The 21,034-nt window shown below is 47.2% G+C and carries 11 protein-coding genes; 4 read left to right on the top strand and 7 right to left on the bottom strand.

Going from position 1 to position 21,034, the window contains the following annotated elements; all coding sequences use genetic code 11:
- From A596_RS05615 to A596_RS22610, 5 genes are all read right to left on the bottom strand, one after another.
- Window positions 1-4,559, bottom strand: a 4,559-nt coding sequence (locus A596_RS05615; protein ID WP_039913182.1) for a putative Ig domain-containing protein, incomplete at its 3' end; no start/stop codon positions are given.
- Window positions 4,560-4,913: 354 nt separating this feature from the next.
- Complete coding sequence (locus A596_RS05610; protein WP_235425624.1) at window positions 4,914-5,762, bottom strand: efflux RND transporter periplasmic adaptor subunit; 849 nt, start codon at window positions 5,760-5,762, stop codon at window positions 4,914-4,916.
- Between the two features lie 55 nt (window positions 5,763-5,817).
- Complete coding sequence (locus A596_RS05605) at window positions 5,818-8,019, bottom strand: efflux RND transporter periplasmic adaptor subunit (protein WP_052417387.1); 2,202 nt, start codon at window positions 8,017-8,019, stop codon at window positions 5,818-5,820.
- 5 nt (window positions 8,020-8,024) lie between these two features.
- Window positions 8,025-9,893, bottom strand: coding sequence for a GAF domain-containing protein (locus A596_RS05600; RefSeq protein ID WP_039913181.1), 1,869 nt, complete (start codon window positions 9,891-9,893; stop codon window positions 8,025-8,027).
- A gap of 278 nt (window positions 9,894-10,171) precedes the next feature.
- Window positions 10,172-10,360, bottom strand: a complete 189-nt coding sequence (locus tag A596_RS22610; RefSeq protein ID WP_268745679.1) for a DUF1289 domain-containing protein — start codon at window positions 10,358-10,360, stop codon at window positions 10,172-10,174.
- 221 nt (window positions 10,361-10,581) lie between these two features.
- Between A596_RS22610 and A596_RS21965 the strand changes: the two genes are divergently transcribed.
- The 4 genes from A596_RS21965 (at window position 10,582) to trxB (ending at window position 16,114) form a co-directional block, all read left to right on the top strand.
- Entirely contained in the window at window positions 10,582-12,732 is a 2,151-nt protein-coding gene (locus A596_RS21965) for an ATP-binding protein (RefSeq protein ID WP_052417267.1), read from the top strand.
- Window positions 12,729-13,187, top strand: a complete 459-nt coding sequence (locus tag A596_RS05590) for a response regulator (protein WP_052417266.1) — start codon at window positions 12,729-12,731, stop codon at window positions 13,185-13,187. Before A596_RS21965 ends, A596_RS05590 begins: the two co-directional genes overlap by 4 nt.
- Window positions 13,188-13,212: 25 nt before the next feature.
- Window positions 13,213-14,970, top strand: coding sequence for a putative bifunctional diguanylate cyclase/phosphodiesterase (locus A596_RS05585; protein WP_039913180.1), 1,758 nt, complete (start codon window positions 13,213-13,215; stop codon window positions 14,968-14,970).
- Window positions 14,971-15,163: 193 nt separating this feature from the next.
- Window positions 15,164-16,114 carry a thioredoxin-disulfide reductase gene (trxB, locus tag A596_RS05580; protein WP_039913179.1) on the top strand — a complete coding sequence of 317 codons (951 nt, stop codon included), beginning with the start codon at window positions 15,164-15,166 and terminating at the stop codon, window positions 16,112-16,114.
- Window positions 16,115-16,196: 82 nt separating this feature from the next.
- Here trxB and A596_RS05575 read toward each other — a convergent pair whose 3' ends face one another.
- Entirely contained in the window at window positions 16,197-16,889 is a 693-nt protein-coding gene (locus A596_RS05575) for a DUF3313 family protein (protein WP_039913178.1), read from the bottom strand.
- 236 nt (window positions 16,890-17,125) lie between these two features.
- Window positions 17,126-20,992 (bottom strand): phosphoribosylformylglycinamidine synthase, encoded by a 3,867-nt coding sequence (gene purL, locus A596_RS05570; RefSeq protein ID WP_084128075.1) that lies wholly within the window; start codon window positions 20,990-20,992, stop codon window positions 17,126-17,128.
- Window positions 20,993-21,034 lie beyond the last annotated feature (42 nt).

The following is a 21,034-nucleotide window of genomic DNA, read 5'->3' as shown; positions in this document are numbered from 1 at the left end:
ATTGGATTCGCGACTGTTGGCGCATCGTTCGTGTTGGCGATGACAATATCAAATGTATCGGTAACCGTTCCACCGTTGCCATCGTCGGCAATCACATCAATGGAAATAGTTCCAACATCACCGTTTGCCGGTGTACCACTAAAAGTGCGTGTCGCCGCATTAAAACTTAACCACGACGGCAACGCACCACCGCCATTTAATTGTGCAGAATACGTTAGCGTTGCACCAGCATCGACATCCGCAAAAGTATTCACTGCAAACTGGAAATTAAACGCAGAATCTTCTGTCGCATTTTGATTGGGAATTGCATTGGCTACTGTCGGTGCATCATTAGCAGCGCTTATCGTGATATTAACGGTGTCAGTATCAGTGAGTGTTCCACCACTACCAGTATTGCCCAGGTCGCTGGTGGTAAGCGATAAAACTGCAGCACCGTTGTAATTTGCTGTTGGGTTAAACGTTAACGTCGCCAGTGCGGTATTTATATCGGCGAGCGTGCCGGTGAATACCAATGTTGAATCCGCAGTGCCATCACCCGTAGTAAAACTTAATCCGTTGGTACCGGCGAGCGTGAGCGTACCATTCGTCACCGATAAAGTGACTTCCAGATTTCCACTTGCAGCATCGACATCATTTACCTGGATCTGGTTGCCATTGCCCGCACTAAATACCAAGGCATTATCTTCTGCTATTACTTGCGCACCCGGAACCGTATTTACCGGTGCATCATTAACAGCAGCAATATGGATAGATGTGGTGCCATTACCTGTCAATGCACCATCACTCGCGGTAATCGTTAACGTCGCCGTTGCGATGGGTGTGTCGCCGGCCAAACGATAGGTTAATGTGCCGCCATTATTTCCTGCGAGGAAATCATTAATTTGGGTGAGCGTCCCGGTGAGCACCAGCGTGGGTGAATTATTGCCGGAAAAAATGCTAACACCCGTTGTTCCTGGGTTCGCTGTTAATTGGCTGTGGCTGCCCGTGCCAGTGAGCGTCAACGTAATGTTAGTACTATCAACATCAGAAACCGTGATGCCTGTGCCATGCAAATTTACCGCGACCTGTTCGCTAGTGTAGTAATCCGCGAGCGCAATACTCACTGACGGTGCATCATTCACATTGGCAACGTTAATAGTGAAAGTATCTGTTACCAAACCACCGTTACCATCACTCGCAATAACGTCAACGGAAAAACTACCAACATCTCCATTGGCTGGTGTTCCGCTAAAAGTGCGCGTTGCTGCATTAAAACTTATCCAGGATGGCAACGCGCCGCCACCCGCTAATTGGGCAGAATACGTAAGCGAATCACCCACATCCTGGTCACTGAATGTGTTGGCTGCAAACTGAAAATTAAATAAAGAATCTTCAGTGGCATTTTGATTGGGAATGGCGTTGGCAACAATTGGATCATCATTGGTATTTGCAACAATGATATTAAACGTATCGGTAACTGTACCGCCATTACCATCATTCGCAATAACATCTATCGATACAGTACCAACAAAAGCATTGGTGGGTGTGCCACTAAATGTGCGCGTCGCGGCATCAAACGTTAACCAGGCAGGGAGTGCCCCACCGCCAGCAAGTTGCGCGCTGTAACTAAGTGTATTACCGATATCCTGGTCGGCAAATGTATTGGTTGCAAAGGTAAAATTAAATGCAGAATCTTCAGTGGCATTTTGATTGGGAATTGGATTCGCCACTGTCGGCGCATCGTTGGTATTTACAACCACCAAATCGAACGTATCGGTTGCCGGTGTGCCACCATTACCATCATCTGCTGTTACTTTAATGGAGATGGTTCCTACATCCGCATTGGCAGGAGTACCTGAAAAAGTTCGCGTTGCTGCATTAAAACTCAACCATGAAGGCAATGCACTGCCATCCGCCATAGTTGCTGTATAAGTTAGCGTATCGCCAACATCAGCGTCATTAAAGGTACTTGCTGCAAATTGAAAATTAAATACTGCATCTTCCGTTGCAGATTGATTGGGAATGGGATTGGTAATAACTGGATCTATATTCGCGCCACTGGAAATCTGGAAGGCGACATCACGCGTAATGTCGGGGGATCCGCCACTGGAATGGTAAGAGCCGTTGGGGTAAACATCCGAATTATGGATAGCGGCTTTGACCAATCCGTCCACGCTGCTTGATTCAATTTTTATAAAATATAATTGATTATCCGTGAGGACTTTATTAGTAAAGTCAAACGCCTTCCACGCCAGCGTGGTACTTATGGTTGCAGAAGAAATAGTTGCAGTACCAACGACAGTGCCGTTGTAAGCACCGGATAATAAAGTCACTGTGATTGTCTGCAGCGACGCGGAAGGATCTTTTATTAACTGCAATACAATGGAGTCGATCGTGTATGTAGCACCAACGCTATTGTGCGAAAAGCTTTGGAAAAACGGAACACCGGAACCGATGACCTGTGTATCCGTTGACGGCCCCGAGGTTTCATACACGACGTTGGATGAGCCAACATTTTGGACATTCAAATCAAAAAAATCGGAAACTGTTGCTGTTCCATCACTTGCCCTGACTTCAATGGTGATATTGCCCACATCGCCATTAGAGGGCGTACCGCTAAATGTACGTGTTGCACTATCAAACGATAACCACGCTGGTAGTGGAGTACCACCGGGAATTTGTGCGGTGTAGGTTAAAGTGCTACCCACATCCTGATCATGGAATGTATTAATCGCAAATGTGTAATTAAAGAGTACGTTTTCGGTAGCTGTTTGATTGGGAATTGGATTGGCTACGGTGGGTGCGTCGTTGGTGTTTGCAATAACAATATCGAAATTGTCAGTTGCTGTCCCACCAGCCCCGTCGTTTGCAGTTAATTTAATCGAGATAGTACCAACATCACCATTAAGTGGTGTGCCACTGAATGTGCGCGTTGCCGAATCAAAATTTAGCCAGGCTGGCAATGCACCGCCACCGGCTAATTCAGCGGTGTAAGTGAAAGTTGTTCCCACATCACCATCGCCAAACGTATTGGCAGGAAAGGTATAATTAAATACGGAATCTTCCGTTGCATTTTGATTGGGAACAGGGATATTTAAAAACGGATTATCATTAATGTTAATGATTGTTAAATCAAACGTGTCATCAATGCTGCCACCCTTACCATCATTGGCAGTGACTTTTATTGAAATAGTTCCAACATCACCATCATCAGGTACACCGCTAAATGTGCGCGTGCCAGCATTAAAACTTAACCACGGCGGTAGCGGATTGCCATTCGCTAACGTAGCACTGTAAGTGAGCGTATCACCATCCTGGTCATTAAACGTATTCGCCGCAAAGGTGTAACTAAACCATGCTTCTTCATTTGTCGTTTGATTTGGGATTGGATTGGCAAGAGTAGGCGCGCGGTTTTCTACATCCACCAGGGCAATCGCCATATCCTTGCTCGCATCGCCACTGTTATTAACAACAAATTCGCTGCTAATAACGTTGCTGTTGATATAACCAATCCCTACCAGATTGTCTGCGCCATTGTTGGTTTTAAATTCGATCCAATAAACCGTGTAAGCGTTAAATGTCTTGGCTACAAAATCAAAATTCACCCATCCCAGCGAACTTCCCAGTGAACTGGTATCCACCGTTGCAGTGGCAATTGCGGTGCCGTTGTAGCTATGTTCATGCACAATCATTTGTACTGAAGTAGAACTGGTGCCGTGATTTGCCAGCATTACCTGAATACGGTCTACAGTTTGACTGGAAGTTAACTGGACACCTTGCATCACATTGCCGGATGTTGGAATGGCCTGTTCATTAGTGGCCACACCCGAGTACAAATGTACAACATCCGCTAATACACCCTGCCATTCCATGGATTGGTTGCTGCTAAAAATAGATGCAGTTTCAATATGGCCCACGCGCGCTTCCAAATCCCAATCTGCATTGGCTGCGTTACCGGTTAAATCATTGCTCGCCGCGACATCGGCACCGGTAATATCACTCAATTGCCGCAACAAATTCATACCGCTTTGATTCGCCGCAACATCGCAACCGTATAACAATATATCGGCATCATCGCTGAGTGCATTTTTCCACGCGGTTAATGATTGCTGGTATTGCGCAATATTATTTTCATTGAGCACCTGGGTTCCCAATTGCACACTGCCAGCAACACCGTGGGAAATAATATGTACTGCAGAAATACCACTGGCGCCTGCGAGGTAATCACTGATCTGTACCAAACCATCTTTGGTGTTATCAAGGTAAACAATAGCTACCGAATCACCTTTTAGTGAAGTTTCTATATCCTTGACAAGGGTTTGGTAATTATCGACGGCGGTGTCAACAAAGATAACAGTATCAATGTGCGCAATATCGTTGCCCGCATCCTGCATCATGAGCGGATGTGTTTCATCGGGCATGTAAATGCTAACAAGATCTACCTCGTGCGCAGCCTGCGTGAGGTATTGTGCATCTGAATTACCGTCATCAAACACAGCGATATCCGCTGTTGCAGAAAACAGTAATCTCGGCTCCAGAGCTTCAATCAGAGGACGGCGATGACGCGGTGTTTTGGACATAGACTCGCTGTTGCATTGATGCGATTTTGATAAATCGCACTACGGGTTAAAGGACTGGTAAATAACCAACTGCATCCTTCTATGCTGACCCCGCTCACCAAACCATAGAGGAACTTGACTGTCAGCAAGCAAACCGAGTCTATAGAGGTGTCGGTTTGGATCCACCCGTAAAATCTTATTTATCGGTTATTAGTAGTTATCAAAAAATATCAATCTGTTAATTCTGGCACAAAAACTGGCAAAGGCAGGATTACATAAAAAAATAATCTAGATTTATGCTGCGTCCTTATATTTTGTTGTAATAAATTATTCTCACTCACACTACGCCATCTGTATCGAGGCAACGACTGGCAATCAAGGTAAAGTCCGTGGTTCTAATAAATTCAGTGTTACACCCTCAAAAGTAACGCGACACTTCAAACCACTCGGTAAACGATTGCCGGGGTTCGCAAAGGCTAAACGGATACCAAAGGTATTACTTGGGCCATCAATAACTTGATCCACCAGGGTGACTTCGGCTGAATAACTACGGCTGTCAGCACCTAATTCCGGAATAACATTGGCTTTCATTCCGGCTTTCACTTTTCCGTATAAACTTGCGGGGGCATAAACTTCCACACGTAGCGGATCCAGTTTGGCCAGCTTCAATACCGGTTCAAAATCGATATGCTCGCCCGGTTCTTTCAACCGCTCAACGACAACACCATCAATCGGGCTAACGAGGGTCCGACGCTGCAAATCAGCAAGCGCCCTTTTATATTCAAGCTCTGCCTGGCGTTTACGATCCAGCGCCTGGCGCAGTTGCTGTTGGGCAATAGCATGTTCTGTTTTGAGTTTATCCAGCTCAGAAAAGGAGGCAGCTTTTTTATCGTATAAATCTTTTACACGTGTGAGGGATCGTTCACTGAACTCCAGCGCTAATTGTTGTGACTGCACATCACTGGTCAACTCGGATTGCACTCGACGCAATTCGGCAGTAGCGGCCTCCAAACCGGCATCAAGGCGAGCAAGTACATCGCCTTTTTTAATAACAGCATTTTTGTCGACCAATACTTCACTAATAACGCCTTCAACAGCGCTACTCATCTCCACTGTGATCGAAGGTTCTATACGGCAATTAAGCTGTGCAGGCTCTTGCGTCTGGGCTAATAATTCATTGCTGAATAAAAGTACCAGCAATGACATTTTCGATGCGTTGTACATGGTTAACTCGATATAAAAACACTAAATGGTTATTACTATAGATTAAAAAAGGACGTTACGAAAAATGACGGATAAATACTTGTTGTAAATTTCGATACCAGCGCGCCGCCAATGGTTCAGGCGGATGATGGAATTTCACGTAAGCCCGCTCACCAAAATGCCCACTCTGCTCGTAATTACGCAGGGCCAAATCCAGTAAAAATACCTTTTCCTTTACCCTGGTACCGCCGGCCTGGGCTCCATCCACTGCGATACGTCCGCCACCCTGCGTGCCCAACACCGGATTAGGTAATTGTTCGCTCGCAATTGGTGCAGACTGAATTGCATCTGCCGATATCACATTCACCGGATCACTGGCAAAACGGATACTAACCCGATCAGTGGCCCGGCTAACCAACCCCACTTCGTCCTGCAGTAATGCCGCTCGCACACGCACCGCATCCGGCTTTTCAATGATCGCTAACTCATCACCCTGCTTTAGATAGCTACCCGGTAAATAATAAGCGCGGGTTATACGGAAAACGCCACTGGACGGGCTACGTACAATCAGATTGGTGGCACGCTCTTGTAACAACGCCACTTCTGCTTTGATAGCGGCAATATCCTGCTCAAACATTTGCGCCTGCGAACGGTCTTCTACCCACGCCCGTTGGTAACGCGCATCGTATTCACGCAACTTGGCCCGCTGCACTTCCAGATGGGCAATTAACGTCGGATTTTGCAAACGCACCAATGCATCGCCAGCAACAACCGAACTGCCATCTGCGACCAGCAACTCCACAACTTCCCCGCTGGATTCCGTTTTCACGCGCGCTTCATCCGGCAACCACAACACCGCTTCTACCGCGGTTGATTGCGGTAATGGCACAACAATCAAAAACAACAGGATTACAACACTTGTTATACCGGTAACCGCAAATGCCCTTTTGCGTTGACTGGCTAATTGTTTATCGCGCCATAAAAATTGCAACGCTTTTAACCCGGGCCATACCAGCTGGAAAAAAATCAGCCAGCAACCAATGACCAAACCCAATGCGGGAAAATAATTAGCGACGAGCAAAATAATAAAAAACAACATAAACACGCGATAAATAAACGCGGCAATACTGTAGCTCGCTAACAACCAGGCTTCGCGCACCGAACTGGCCGGAGAATATACACCGACAATTCCAAACGCATAGCGACGCAACAAATAACTCACTTGTTGATTGGCTCGTGTAGCGAGATTCGGCAAATCCCACGCATCGGTTAGCAGATGATAACCATCAAAGCGCATCAGGGGATTACCATTAAAAAACAACGTGGATACACCACCAATTAAAATAATGTTGTATAAAAAATCGCGCAGGAACCCGCCGGATAATTGCACCCACAACAACAGCGCCAGCGCAGCTAAAAATAATTCCACTGCCATACCTGCTGCACTGACCATCAGGCGTTGGCGTTTGGCATAGAAGCCGGTTGCAGCACTGGCATCCACGTACGGCAAAGGCGTACCGACAACAAAAACAATACCGCAATCATTCACTTGCCCGCCCCATACTTTGGTAAACAGGCCATGCCCCAATTCATGCAGGATTTTAAAAAAGGGATAGGTCAACCACAGCAAAAATAAATTTGACGGGGATAAAATGCGGTCCAGTTGGCCGTGGGTCAGCTGGGTCCAATGATTACCGGCTTGCAACAATGCATAACTCACTACCAGCAACCAGATCACGCCCATTGTCCGCGTGGACAGCAAACGCGCTACCGGCATTAACTTATCCAGTAATTTATCCGGATTACCCAGTGGAATATTCCAGGTAAGCGGATTCATTAACAGGCGCAACCAGCGCTGTTGTTTTTTTTGTTCGCGCCGCGCAAATAACTCCTGGGTATTGGGTGGCATATCGCAAACCAGCAAATCCGCCACATGCAAATATTGCAGCAAATGAATTAGATCATCGCGTGTCGGAATTTCTTCCACAGATTCATAAAATTGTGGATTTGCAGCCGCTGCAAGCACTTGTGTCAATGAATTGCGGCCATTCATTGCCGAAATCAAACGCCATGCAGATGGCGTCAGGCGATGAAACCGTCCATTGCTTTTATCTTGCAATAAATACCAGCGCTCCTGATTGTAATCGCGTCGCTGGATATGGATATGGCGCGGCAACGAAGGCCGCAAGGATTCAAGGCGTTGCCACGCAGGGTTGTTGCCAGTGGCAGAATCATTGTTAACAGTTAACCCGTTATTAACAGCAGGCGTATCGCTCATAGCAATTACCAGATACTCAAGCGCAGCCAATGCCACAGGTCATGGAACCAAATCCATCCCAATGCGCGCGAGCCGACATTCACTTTGCCAGTTCCAGTCATTCCCGGACGCAGTAATTCTGCACGCTGTAAATTTTCCACCAATTCCAGCTCAACACGGAAATAATTGCGCCCCTCACGCACTTCGCTGATTGGTGTAATTAATTTTACGCGAGTATTAAATGTTTCCGTTGGCAAGCTATTTAATTTTAACTCGCCTTCCAGCCCCGGTTTTACCAATGCAATATCGCGCTCATCCACAAATAATTGCACGAGATAATTCCGGCTCGCCGCAATTTCAAATAACACATCCCCCTGTTTTACCGGTGCACCGCGCGTTTGCGAAATATCATCGGAGACCACAATGCCATCACTGGGGGCTAACAATTGGGTGCGCGTTAATTGCTGGTCGAGCAATTGCAATTGAATACTGGCTTGATCCAATTGTGCATTCGCAATAGCCGCTTCCACACGATTGGAATTCGCAAGCGCCGAATCATAAGCCTGACGATATTGCTGCGCCTGACTGGCAACTTTGCGCCGCTCCAACCGCAGATCTTCATCGTTTAATTGCGCGAGCACCGTACCTTTTTTTACCTGATCGCCGGGGCGCGCCGAAATAGTACCGAGATAAGCGTCTTGCGGAGAGACCAACAGATATTTTTCCGTGGTCTGTAAACTTGCATCTGCCGATAGTTGGTAATTTACCGGAACAAATAATGCGACCAACAATACCATTGCACCGATTGCAATTAACTTCCCCCGCCAGGACTCTTCACCTAACCAGTGTTGCAACCGTGTAGCAATACGCTGCCTTAATCCTTGCCATAAACCCGCAACAGCTTGCTGGCGCAATTGAATGATTGCCGCTGCATAATGGGTTGCCTGTTGCACCAACCATTCCTGATCACTATCCAGCGTTGTACGCCTATCCAGTTCAATCGTTAGTACACCGATAATTTTCTCACCTTTGCGCAATAAAAAACTATTCACTGCATGCAATTGCTGTGTGTGCAATAACTGTTGATGTGCTTGTTTAATCAGCAGCGCTGATGCATCGGTCGATTCCACCTGATCCGGATTAGGCACAACACAATCAATACGAACACCCTGTTCGACTGCCTCTGCCATAGCTTCGGTAATGAGTTGCATGGCCTGGGTGCGTTTATCAAAATTCGCCGAAAAGGAAACGGCATCCAGTTGCAATCTTTTTCCGCTGGAATCCAGTAAACCTATACTGACACGCGTTGCTTGCAATAAACCTGCGAGCAAATTCACCAGCGTAATCGTGGTTTCTTGCAATGAATTTTCTTTAAGTAAACTGGCAGTTAATTGCAGGAGCGAACCATTAATGCTTTCTTTCAAAGACACTAACGGTAAATCCGGGGTTGCTGCCCTGACGGGTTGCACAGTTGAAACAACATCGGTAGCAGAAACCGCTGGCTCTCGCCCGGCGGCCAACTCACTACCCAATGATTGCACCATAAATTGCAACCAGAATTGACCCGGTTTCAGCAAGTGCAGTAAACCCGGCAACGCTTTTTTATCCAACAATGAAACGCGCAATACCAGCACGCCCCAAAATTGTTCGTCTATTATTAATGGCTGCCCCAGCAGATAGTCATTGGTACCCAGCACTTGCAAATGCAAACGCTTTTTTTCCATGACAGGATTAATCGCATCAAACAACAACACCGTATCAACATCGGTATTGGGCCACTTCGCCAGGATGAGCGGGTTATCCGCTGCGGATTTAACAAGTATGGCGGCACTGACATTGCCCAGAATTTGGCATTGCATGCTCAACCAGATTTTGAATGCCTTTAACGACTGCATAGAAAAAACTGTATGTATTGTTGTTTATTGTCTGGAGCTGCTGTGGGTATCGTCACGGTCGATACAGCGGTCCATTGCCAACCATCGCATGCAGTTATTATTTAGTTGTATTTTTATCGATAAAACTTGCAGTAAAACTATAGCCCTTAAAAAATGCATGTACCGCAAGTCTAGTTCTAATAATCCGGAAACGTATAACAAATTGCTTTTTATTTTTAGGGTGCGCAGGGTAAACGAATCGAAAGCGCGGCGCCAGTAATCACATGGAGATAACGTTATCACCGTCTCCATTTCTTCAGGTAATCAACCCGACGCTGCTCGGCATTCCGCACAATTTCCAGCTTTATCTGATTATTTACCGCTCCCCACCGCGTAATTTCCGCCAGGCTGCGGAAACAACCGAGACAAATATCCTCTTCATTCAAGCAACAATTTCGTACGCAAGGGGATTGGACGACAGATTCCACGATTCACCACCTTTTTTATGACTCAAAACTATAACCAATGCCCATAGCTAATTATTTTCAGCGCAAGCCCTTATTTTTTAAGAATTTTTATTAGACAGAAACTACACTCTTTTGTGGAATTGACTTGGATGCCGACCTGCAAGTTTAGCGTGTCAACGTTTATTTAGCAGGCAACGCAACACAGGGGAGAGTAAGCTCAAGGGTTATGGATTAAATGAGATATGCACAAAACAAAACGTTTTAATGATGATCATCCTTTACCACCAATATTGATCTCGGGCTTCCTGGTTGCCTTGGGTATCGGGGTGCTGGTTACATGGCACTCACCGCATGCGTTGTCCGGGATTTATCCCTATATCACACTCATGACCTACAACACCGCGATAGGCATTATCACCTGTGGCCTGGGTTTATATTCCATTCTCAAAGCAAATCGCGCAATGTTATTCGTTTGCAGCTTCATTTTGTTCGCACTGGGTGCGCTCACCATCCTGGATATTATTGTCGGTATCCCGCTAAATACCACTAACTGGTTTACTGTTTTGCTTAGTGAACCCCCTGTACACACGCAGCCGATGTCGCCGGTTAGCAGTGCAGCATTTTTGCTGGCATCCATTACGTTATTTTTTGCTATCCACACCAAAGGCACGCGCAGTATCGTGGCCACATTATTCAGTTTGCTGATTTTCTTTACAGCATTATCCACTATGATCAGCCAGGAATTTGGCCTGTATCCCAGTGCTGCCTGGGTGGGAATAAAAATGTCCCCGCAAACGGCAATAAGTCTGGTCGCATTTTCATCAGGTATTTTTATCCTTCGCTATCAAGCAGCAATTGCGGCTTTCAACCGTTTGAATTTTTTCAAACGGTTGGTGACCGGCTTTATTTTTATGAGTTTATTATTTGTAGGCGTTGGCTCAATCGGCTTATTGCAAATCAATAATGTTGCCAGCATTTCGCAAAAACTTTATCAGGGGCCACTACAAGCCAGCAATGCTTCACTGCGCATTAAAAACGATATATCCAACCTGAATCGCGCCATTAAAGATGTAGCAATCAGCCCCGACCTGATGAACGAAAAAAACATTCCGCTTGAGGTCGACAAAATGGAAGCGCGGATTGCCAACGAGTTGCGGATAATAGAACGTGAACATCTCGGTCAAACCGACATCACGCAATTCAAAGCCCTTTTCAGCGATTGGAAAATTGTGATTCGCACTATTCACCACCAATTGGCATCAGGCGATGTAGAGGGCTACAGGAAAATCGCGCTAAACCAGATCCAGAATACCACTATGACGTTGGAAAGTTTTTGCGACCGCATGATAGTTGAAGCGCAGGAACAAATGCGCCTGTTGAATGAGCAAGCCATTATTACCCGCGATCACTCGGCCAATTTAATGTTTGTGGTTATCTTTGGTTTTTTGCTGGCAGGCATAATAGTTGCCGGGTTAATCACACGTAGCTTAAGCTCGCAATTGCACGAAGTTCGCCAGGCAATGTTATCTATATCAACGGGTGATACGCACGCCGACATTCCGTTTTATGATCACCCGCATGAAATTGGCGATATGGCCAAAACCCTGAAAGTTTTTGCACATAATATTGACGAGCGAAACAGATTCAACGAATTATTGACACAGCACCAAAAGGAATTGGAAAAAACAAATCACCGCCTGGCACAGACCAATAAAGAACTGGAAACCTTTGCGTATGTTGCATCCCATGATTTGAAATCGCCTCTGCGTGGAATTGCGCAACTTTCTACCTGGATTGAAGAGGATCTTATTGAAAAAGAATACACGGAAGTCGACAAACATACAGGAATGTTGCGCAATCGTATCCAGCGTATGGAAAAATTATTGGACGACATGTTGATTTTTTATCGCGCAGGAAAAGCTGATGGAAAAACAATATTGGTTGATGTCGCGCACATGGCCAGTGAATTATTTGAAATCCAAAACACCAAGCCCGGGATACGCCTGGAACTGGGAGATAACTTGCCTGAGTTCGAAACACTCGGCACGCCGTTTGAACAAATACTGCGTAATCTGTTGTCCAATGCACTTAAACATCATGACCGCGACCAGGGTGTTATTCGCATTGATAGCGAGGATGTTAACAGTCAATTTTATCAGTTCAGTGTGAGCGATGACGGACCGGGTATCCCTGAAAAATTCCAGGAGCGGGTCTTTGGCATGTTCCAGACGTTGAAACCGCGCGACGAACTGGAAGGCAGCGGTATGGGCCTGGCATTGATAAAAAAACTGGTAGAAACCTATGGCGGCACGATCACCGTATTTTCCGAGGGGCGCGGTTGCCGGTTTTCATTTACCTGGCCAAAAGTCATTAAGGAGAGGGCAAATTTATGATTGATAGATTACATCCACCAGGCCAAAACGACCACTTCCGCACAGTTAGCCTGTTAATTGTCGATGACGACGATATTGATGCGACGGCGTTACGACGCGCTTTACATAAACTCAAATTATTAAATCCCCTTTATCGCGCAAAAGATGGTTTGGAAGCCCTCGAAATATTGCGTAATGGCGAAATACCCGGCCCATACATTATTTTGTTGGATATCAATATGCCGCGCATGAATGGCATTGAGTTTCTGGAGGTCTTGCGCGCAGACCCGGAACTAACCCATGCGATTGTATTCGTATTAACAACGTCGAAATCAGATGAAGACATTATCGCGGCCTACCGCGAACACGTTGCCGGTTACCTGCTTAAACAGCGCATGGACAGTGATTTTTTACAGGTCGTTGGATTGCTGGACCATTACTGGAAAGTCATTGAATTGCCGGTTAAAGAAACATAACACTTTTGTGGAGGAGTAAAACTGCATGAAGCTGTTGTTAATCGATGACAATGATCTGGATCGCCAGGCGATCATCCGTACCTTTCGTAAAGCGGAATGGGATATCACTATTTCCCAGGCATCCTCGGCTGCAGAAGGATTGGAACAGTTTGACAGCAACGACTTTGATGCGGTGTTACTGGATTATCGCTTACCTGATATTGATGGACTGGAAGTGCTCCAGCTACTGAATAAACATCCGCAACACCATGCCGCGGTGATTATCCTGACCGGCGCCAGCGCCGACGAAGAACTGGAGCGCGAATTTATTGAGGCTGGTGCGCAAGATGTTTTATTCAAATCGGAAATTGCCCACAAACATTTAACGCGTGCTATCACCCACGCGCGCTCACGCCATTTGTTGGAGCGGCAATTACAGGAAAGCCATCAACGCTTGCGTGCACTAGCCGAAAATGATTCGTTAACCGGGTTGGCTAATCGTTATTATTTTGATGAGAGTTTGCGCGCCGCTATTCCCCGCGCAAAACGCCAAAGCGATCAGCTCGCCCTGCTCTTCCTCGACCTTGATAATTTCAAAATTATCAACGACAGCCTCGGTCATATCATCGGCGACCAGGTATTAAAAGAGGTTGCGCAACGCTTGTTACGGGTGGTGCGGGCGGGCGATATTGTTTGCCGCCTGGGCGGCGATGAGTTTGCAGTGCTAGCCCATAACTTTGATACCCAAGAAGCCATTAGCCAACTGGCGCAACGCATCCTGGATGACCTGCGCAAGCCTATTATTATCGGTAAATTTGAAAATACTATTTCTACCAGCATCGGTATCGCCACGTATCCTGATGCCGGGCAATCAGCCAGTGACTTATTAAAAGCCGCTGATTTGGCGATGTATCGCGCAAAACACGATGGCCGCAATAATTACCAGTTCTTTTCACAAACCATGCAAGCGCAAATGCAGGAACGCATTCGCCTGGAAAAAGAATTGCGCAATTTAATTCCCACAGATCATTTCATTTTGTTTTATCAACCCATTGTGGATGCGCAAACCTTCGAAATTTGCGGCGCAGAAGGATTGATCCGCTGGGATCACCCCGAACGTGGAATTTTGCCTCCCGCCGCATTCATTGGCCTTGCCGAAGAGATTGGTTTGATTGGCGAAATCGATTCCAAAAGCCGCTTGAAAGCCTGCCAGCAAATTGCCCGTTGGCGACAGGATGGCCTCGTGAATGATAATTTCAATATGAAATTCAATGTGTGCGCGCAATTACTGACTGATGAAGACCTTTATCAAAATATTATTAAGGACCTTGATAGCACTGGTGTACCTGGCCGTTGCGTGAGCCTGGAAATTACTGAGTCAGTATTGATTGAAAACCTGCAACGCACAGCGCAACGACTGCGGCAAATGCTGGATTACGGCATTGAAATTGCCGTGGATGATTTTGGTACGGGCTATTCATCCATGGCATATTTAAAGGAGTTGCCAGCAAAAACCTTGAAGATTGATCGCACTTTTGTCATGGGAATTCCGGAAAATGCAGCGGATTGCCGCATTCTGCGGGCAATGATTATTTTTGCAAAAAGCCTGGATTTAACGGTAGTGGTTGAAGGTATAGAGACACGCGAGCAAGCGCGCATTTGCCGCGATTATGGCGCCGATTTATTACAAGGCTATCTTTTTTCCAAACCCTTATCCCCCGCCGCATTTGAGCAATTATTGCGCGAGCATAGCGCTGCGGACTGGAATAAACACATTTCAATTCTCGGTGCACTGGCAGGTTAATAACCGGCCACCCCAATAAAGCCCTGCCGATAGCACCATATAGGTAAAGCTAATACAACGCATTGAACGAGACAATTTTGCGCGACCGTTGTGATTGGCCTATCATGCCCCCACATTAGGCAGCACGCGTTCAGTACATTCCTTTACGCATCCGGTTTTCAAATATCCAACATTGGTATATCAAGGATTTACTATGAGTGAAGTACAACACCATCAATTAATTATTCTCGGCTCCGGCCCTGCGGGCTACACCGCTGCGATTTATGCCGCACGCGCCAACCTTAAACCTGTGGTTATTACCGGCATGCAACAAGGCGGTCAATTAACCACCACAACCGAAGTGGAAAACTGGCCAGGCGGCGTTCACGACTTGCAAGGCCCGGATTTGATGGTCCAGATGCAGCAACACGCCGAGCGTTTCGATACGCAGATTATTTTCGATCACATCCATGAGGCCGTATTAACCGAGCGCCCGTTCAAGCTGATCGGTTCCAATACCTACACCTGTGATGCGCTGATTATCTCTACCGGTGCTTCTGCCCAGTATTTGGGCCTGCCATCAGAAGAAGCATTTATGGGTAAAGGTGTGAGCGCTTGTGCGACCTGTGATGGATTCTTCTATCGCGGCCAAAAAGTAGCTGTTGTCGGCGGTGGAAATACCGCAGTAGAAGAAGCGCTTTATTTATCGAATATCGCTAGCGAAGTTACGCTGATTCATCGTCGTGACAAGTTGAAATCAGAGAAAATTTTGCAAGATAAACTGTTCGCCAAAGCGGCAACCGGAAATATCAAACTGCTGTGGAACCATCAACTGGAAGAAGTATTGGGCAACGATGCCGGGGTAAATGGTCTGCGCGTAAAAAGCACTGTCGATGGCACTACCCAGGATCTTGATATCGCCGGTGTATTTATCGCGATTGGCCACAAACCCAACACCGATATCTTTGAAGGCCAACTGGATATGCACAATGGCTACATCAAAGTTAAAAGCGGCCTGGAAGGCAATGCGACAGCAACAAATATTCCTGGTGTATTTGCTGCAGGCGATGTTGCCGACCATATTTATCGCCAGGCTATTACCTCTTCAGGCGCGGGCTGTATGGCGGCACTGGATGCAGAAAAATACCTGGATGATTTGAAATAAGCCGGAACGCGTGATTAAGAAGGGCTTGATAAAAAACGGGCGATCAGTGATCGCCCGTTTTTTATCTGCGTGTTATAAATTTTTACTTCGCTGATAAACGATCCAGCTCGCTACGTAATTTTTTCAACCAGGCATCAAATGCCAAACGCACCTGGATGTTATTGGTCACCCGGTTATTTTCTTCCCAAATTTTCCCAAGGTCACGCTGATCAGTAATAATCGCCAATACTTTCCCGGACGTTGAATCATACAGGGAAATTTCCAGCGTCATTGTTCCCATACCTTCACTGTAAACCTTCACACTGGTTGGACGGCCTTTAAAATCATCCTTACTGCCCAGGGGGGCGATTTCCAGTACTTTAGCGCGCACACTTAATACATCAGCACCCGCTTGCAACGCAGTGGAATAACGACCATCCACAATTAAATTATTCATCAAAGCTTCCGTGTAACGCTCTTGATAAAAGCGGCGATCATTATCGTTCAATTCCCACGGCGTATCATGAATCAGGCTAGGGTTGGATTGTTTGCGGATTTTTACATCGGTTAAATCCAACTGCTCAACAAATAATTTTTTGTACTGCGCAAACTCCGCATTTGGTGCGACGAAGGTGCCGTCAAACCTGGAATTTTTTACAGCGGACAAACCTTCCTTATCCGCTTTTATTTGCGCTTCTTTTTCATGGTTTTTGGTAATAGAGCAACCGGCAACAACACTGCCCAACAATCCGATTAACACCAGTTTCAAGGCTGTGTGCTTGAAGAACATGTTCATGATTTTACCTGCCTTTGTTTGCGGAGAATTCTGCGGTCGCAGCCGCACTCATTATAAGACGATATACCTATACCCAAGTTCATTGGCCGCACATAGCTTAAAAATACCAACCAATGATAAAACCTGCTTTCAGGAATGTAAGTTATTGAAGCACAAAAACAAAGCGGGAGGCTAATGCCTCCCGCTCGAGTTTGTAATGTTTTGTAGTAACCGTTGGCCCTGGCCTACAAGCCTTCTTACCCTACAAACACACGCGCATTGCGGAATATACGCAACCAGGCGCCATCATCTTTCCAGTCGTCCGGCTTCCATGAATTGCTGACTGCGCGGAATACGCGCTCAGGATGCGGCATCATGATAGTGGTGCGACCGTCTTTGCTGCTTACACTGGTGATCCCCAACGGCGAACCGTTCGGGTTAGCAGGATAGGCTTCGGTCGCACTGAGGTTGTTATCAATAAAACGCAGCGCAACTGTGCCGCTTTCGTTACATACCTTCAGTGCGTCTGCATTGGCAAATTCCGCATAGCCTTCACCATGGGCAACCGCTACCGGCATATGTGAACCCGCCATACCCTTGAACAATACCGATGAAGATTCCTGTATTTGTACCAGGCTGAAACGCGCTTCAAATTGTTCAGACAAGTTGCGCACAAAACGCGGCCAATGATCAGCGCCGGGAATCAGGTTTTTCAGGTTAGACATCATCTGGCAACCATTACACACACCCAGGCTGAAAGTATCATTGCGATGGAAGAAACGTTCGAATTCATCGCGCACGTTGTTGTTGAACAAAATGGTTTTTGACCAGCCTTCGCCTGCGCCCAACACGTCGCCATAAGAGAAGCCGCCGCAAGCTACCAAACCCTTGAATTGCTCCAGCGATATACGACCGGAAAGCAAATCGCTCATATGTACATCAACGGCTTTGAAACCAGCGCGATCAAATGCTGCTGCCATTTCCACATGGCCGTTAACACCTTGTTCACGCAATACAGCGACCGAAGGACGAACACCCGTGTTAATGAACGGAGCTGCAATATCATCATTTTGATCGTAGCTCAGCTTCACACTCAAACCGGGGTTTGGCTTGGTGATAGCCATGAACTCCTGCTCGGCACAGGCAGGGTTATCACGCAACAATTGAATGCGATAACTGGTTTCGCTCCACAGCGCTTGCAGTTGCGCGCGCGATTGATCGAACACCAGGTTGCCATTTGCACTGATACTCAATGAATCATTGGCATTCAAGCTGCCGATCACATTGATTTTTAAACCGGCATCTACGAACCGTTTTTGTACCGCAGCAGATTGTGCGCGCGTTACCTGCACTACCGCACCTGCTTCTTCGTTAAATAAAACTGCGAGCAAATCTTCGCCCAAACCATCAAGGTTGATGCTTACACCGGTGTGACCAGCGAAGGCCATTTCTGCAACGGTTGCGAACAAACCGCCGTCAGAACGATCGTGATATGCCAGCAATTCATTGGCAGCAAGGCTTGCTTGCACTGCATTGAAGAAGCCTTTGAGTTGATCGGCAGAGTCCAGATCCGCCGGTGTTTGACCGAGCTGGTTGTAAACCTGCGCGAGGATCGAACCACCCAAACGATTTTTACCGTTACCCAAATCAACCAGAATTAAATCGGTATCACCTTTGTCCGTGCGCAGTTGTGGAGTCAGCGTTTGACGAACATCCACCACCGGAGAGAACGCAGAAATTACCAGTGACAACGGCGCGGTAACCGCTTTGTCTTCACCGCCATCCTTCCACGCGGTGCGCATGGACATGGAATCTTTTCCAACCGGAATAGTGATGCCCAAAGCCGGGCACAATTCCATACCGACGGCCTCTACAGTGCGATAGAGTTTTTCCTCTTCACCTTTGTGGCCAGCGGCGCACATCCAGTTCGCAGAAAGTTTTATATCGGAAAGTTTTGCAATGCGTGTTGCTGCAATGTTGGTAATCGCCTCCGCAATTGCCATACGGCCAGACGCAGGGGCATCCAGCAATGCAATCGGCGTGCGCTCGCCCATACTCATTGCCTCACCAGCATATGAATCGTAACTAATAGTAGTTACTGCAACGTCGGCAACTGGAACTTGCCACGGGCCAACCATTTGATCGCGCGCAACCATACCGGTTACCGAGCGATCGCCGATAGTGATCAGGAAGCTTTTGCTTGCCACTGCCGGATGACTGAGCACGCGCCCGATGGCATCTTTTAATTCGATACCGGTAGTGGTGAACCCGGATGTTTTTGCATGATGTTTTTCAGCAACGCGATGCATTTTTGGTGGCTTGCCAAATAATACTGACATCGGTAAATCAACCGGTTTTGCATCGAAATGTTTATCGTTAACCAGCAAATGTTTTTCGTCAGTCGCTTCACCAACCACAGCGTAAGCAGCGCGCTCACGCTGGCAAATGGCTTCAAAGCGCGGTAAATCTGCCGGCGCAATCGCCAACACATAACGCTCTTGCGATTCATTACACCAAATCGCCAATGGACTCATGCTCGGCTCATCGTTGGGTACATTACGCAGTTCAAATTTACCGCCAGTACCGCCGTCTTTTACCAATTCCGGGAAGGCATTGGAAAGGCCACCTGCACCTACGTCATGAATAAAAGCGATAGGGTTTTTATCGCCCAATTGCCAGCAAGCATCGATCACCTCCTGGCAACGACGCTCCATTTCCGGGTTTTGGCGCTGTACAGAAGCGAAATCCAAATCTTCAGACGAAGACCCGGATGTCATGGAAGAGGCAGCACCACCACCGAGGCCGATTAACATCGCCGGGCCGCCAAGCACTACCAGTTTGGTACCAGCGCCAAATGGCGGCTTTTCGATATGTTCAGTTTTGATGTTGCCGTAACCGCCTGCCAACATAATTGGTTTGTGGTAACCACGACGCTCGCCGTCAAAGTTTTCCTCGAAGGTACGGAAATAACCGCAGATATTTGGACGGCCGAATTCGTTGTTAAACGCTGCACCACCGATCGGGCCTTCGATCATGATATCCAGCGCAGTTACGATACGGTTTGGTTTACCGTAATTCTGCTCCCACGGCTGTTCAAAACCGGGGATTTGCAAGTTGGATACGGTAAAACCATTCAACCCGACTTTAGGTTTGGAACCACGGCCGACTGCACCTTCGTCACGGATTTCACCACCAGCACCGGTACCCGCACCCGAGAACGGAGAAATTGCCGTTGGGTGGTTGTGGGTTTCAACCTTCATCAATATATGGATTGGCTGCTGGTTGTATTCGTATGCTTTGGTTTCCGGGTTTGGATAGAAGCGCCCCGCTTCATGGCCAACCACTACCGCAGCGTTGTCGGCATACGCTGAAAGCACATCTTCTCCACCAACTTCATTGGTGTTTTTGATCATTTTGAACAGGCTGCGCGGCTGTTCCTGGCCATCAATAGTCCATGATGCATTGAAGATTTTGTGGCGACAGTGTTCAGAGTTGGCTTGCGCAAACATCATCAACTCTACATCGATAGGGTTGCGGCCCAACGCAGTAAAACTATCTACCAGGTAATCAATTTCGTCTTCCGCCAATGCCAGACCGAGGGATTTATTGGCATCCACCAAGGCAGCGCGACCACCACCGAGGATATCCACTGACGTTTGCTGTGCTGGCTGCTGTTGGATAAACAGTTGTTCCGCCGCTTCCAGGCTATCAAATACGGTTTCCACCATGCGGTCATGTAGCAGCGTGGCGATGGCAGCGCGGTCTATAGCCGATGCGCCGGTAACGTAATACGCAATACCCCGCTCGATACGCTTAACGTTTTCCAAACCAGTGTTTTTAGCAATGTCAGTCGCCTTGGAAGCCCAAGGGGAAATCGTGCCGAGGCGCGGAACTACCAGAAACAGCTCGCCATCATGGCTGGCTTCTTTCTCTACTTTGGGACCGTAGGTCAGTAATTGCTTGAGCACGTGCTGTTGAGCATCACTCAATGGGGAGGAAATATGGGCAAAGTGGACAAATTCCGAACTCACACCAGTCACAGCGGGAATGCGTTGTTGCAGGCTGGACAGGAGCTTTTGGGAACGGAAACTGGAAAGAGCGGGAGCGCCACGCAGGATTAACATAGTGGGAAGAGCCTCGGCATGGGTAATGACAGAAATAATGAT

Origin of the sequence: Cellvibrio mixtus subsp. mixtus J3-8, assembly GCF_000766945.1 — a bacterium.
GTDB classification, from domain to species: Bacteria; Pseudomonadota; Gammaproteobacteria; order Pseudomonadales; family Cellvibrionaceae; genus Cellvibrio; species Cellvibrio mixtus_A.
This window is presented reverse-complemented; position numbering and strand designations above follow the sequence as displayed.

Excerpts from the sequence above, each read along its gene's own strand:
- A596_RS05590 (WP_052417266.1), top strand. The coding sequence starts at position 12,729 with ATGATTGATAGATTACATCCACCAGGCCAAAACGACCACTTCCGCACA.
- A596_RS05585 (WP_039913180.1), top strand. The coding sequence starts at position 13,213 with ATGAAGCTGTTGTTAATCGATGACAATGATCTGGATCGCCAGGCGATC.
- trxB (WP_039913179.1), top strand. The coding sequence starts at position 15,164 with ATGAGTGAAGTACAACACCATCAATTAATTATTCTCGGCTCCGGCCCT.
- A596_RS05605 (WP_052417387.1), bottom strand. The coding sequence starts at position 8,019 with ATGAGCGATACGCCTGCTGTTAATAACGGGTTAACTGTTAACAATGAT.
- A596_RS05575 (WP_039913178.1), bottom strand. The coding sequence starts at position 16,889 with ATGAACATGTTCTTCAAGCACACAGCCTTGAAACTGGTGTTAATCGGA.
- A596_RS21965 (WP_052417267.1), top strand. The coding sequence starts at position 10,582 with ATGCACAAAACAAAACGTTTTAATGATGATCATCCTTTACCACCAATA.
- purL (WP_084128075.1), bottom strand. The coding sequence starts at position 20,992 with ATGTTAATCCTGCGTGGCGCTCCCGCTCTTTCCAGTTTCCGTTCCCAA.
- A596_RS05600 (WP_039913181.1), bottom strand. The coding sequence starts at position 9,893 with ATGCAGTCGTTAAAGGCATTCAAAATCTGGTTGAGCATGCAATGCCAA.
- A596_RS05610 (WP_235425624.1), bottom strand. The coding sequence starts at position 5,762 with ATGTACAACGCATCGAAAATGTCATTGCTGGTACTTTTATTCAGCAAT.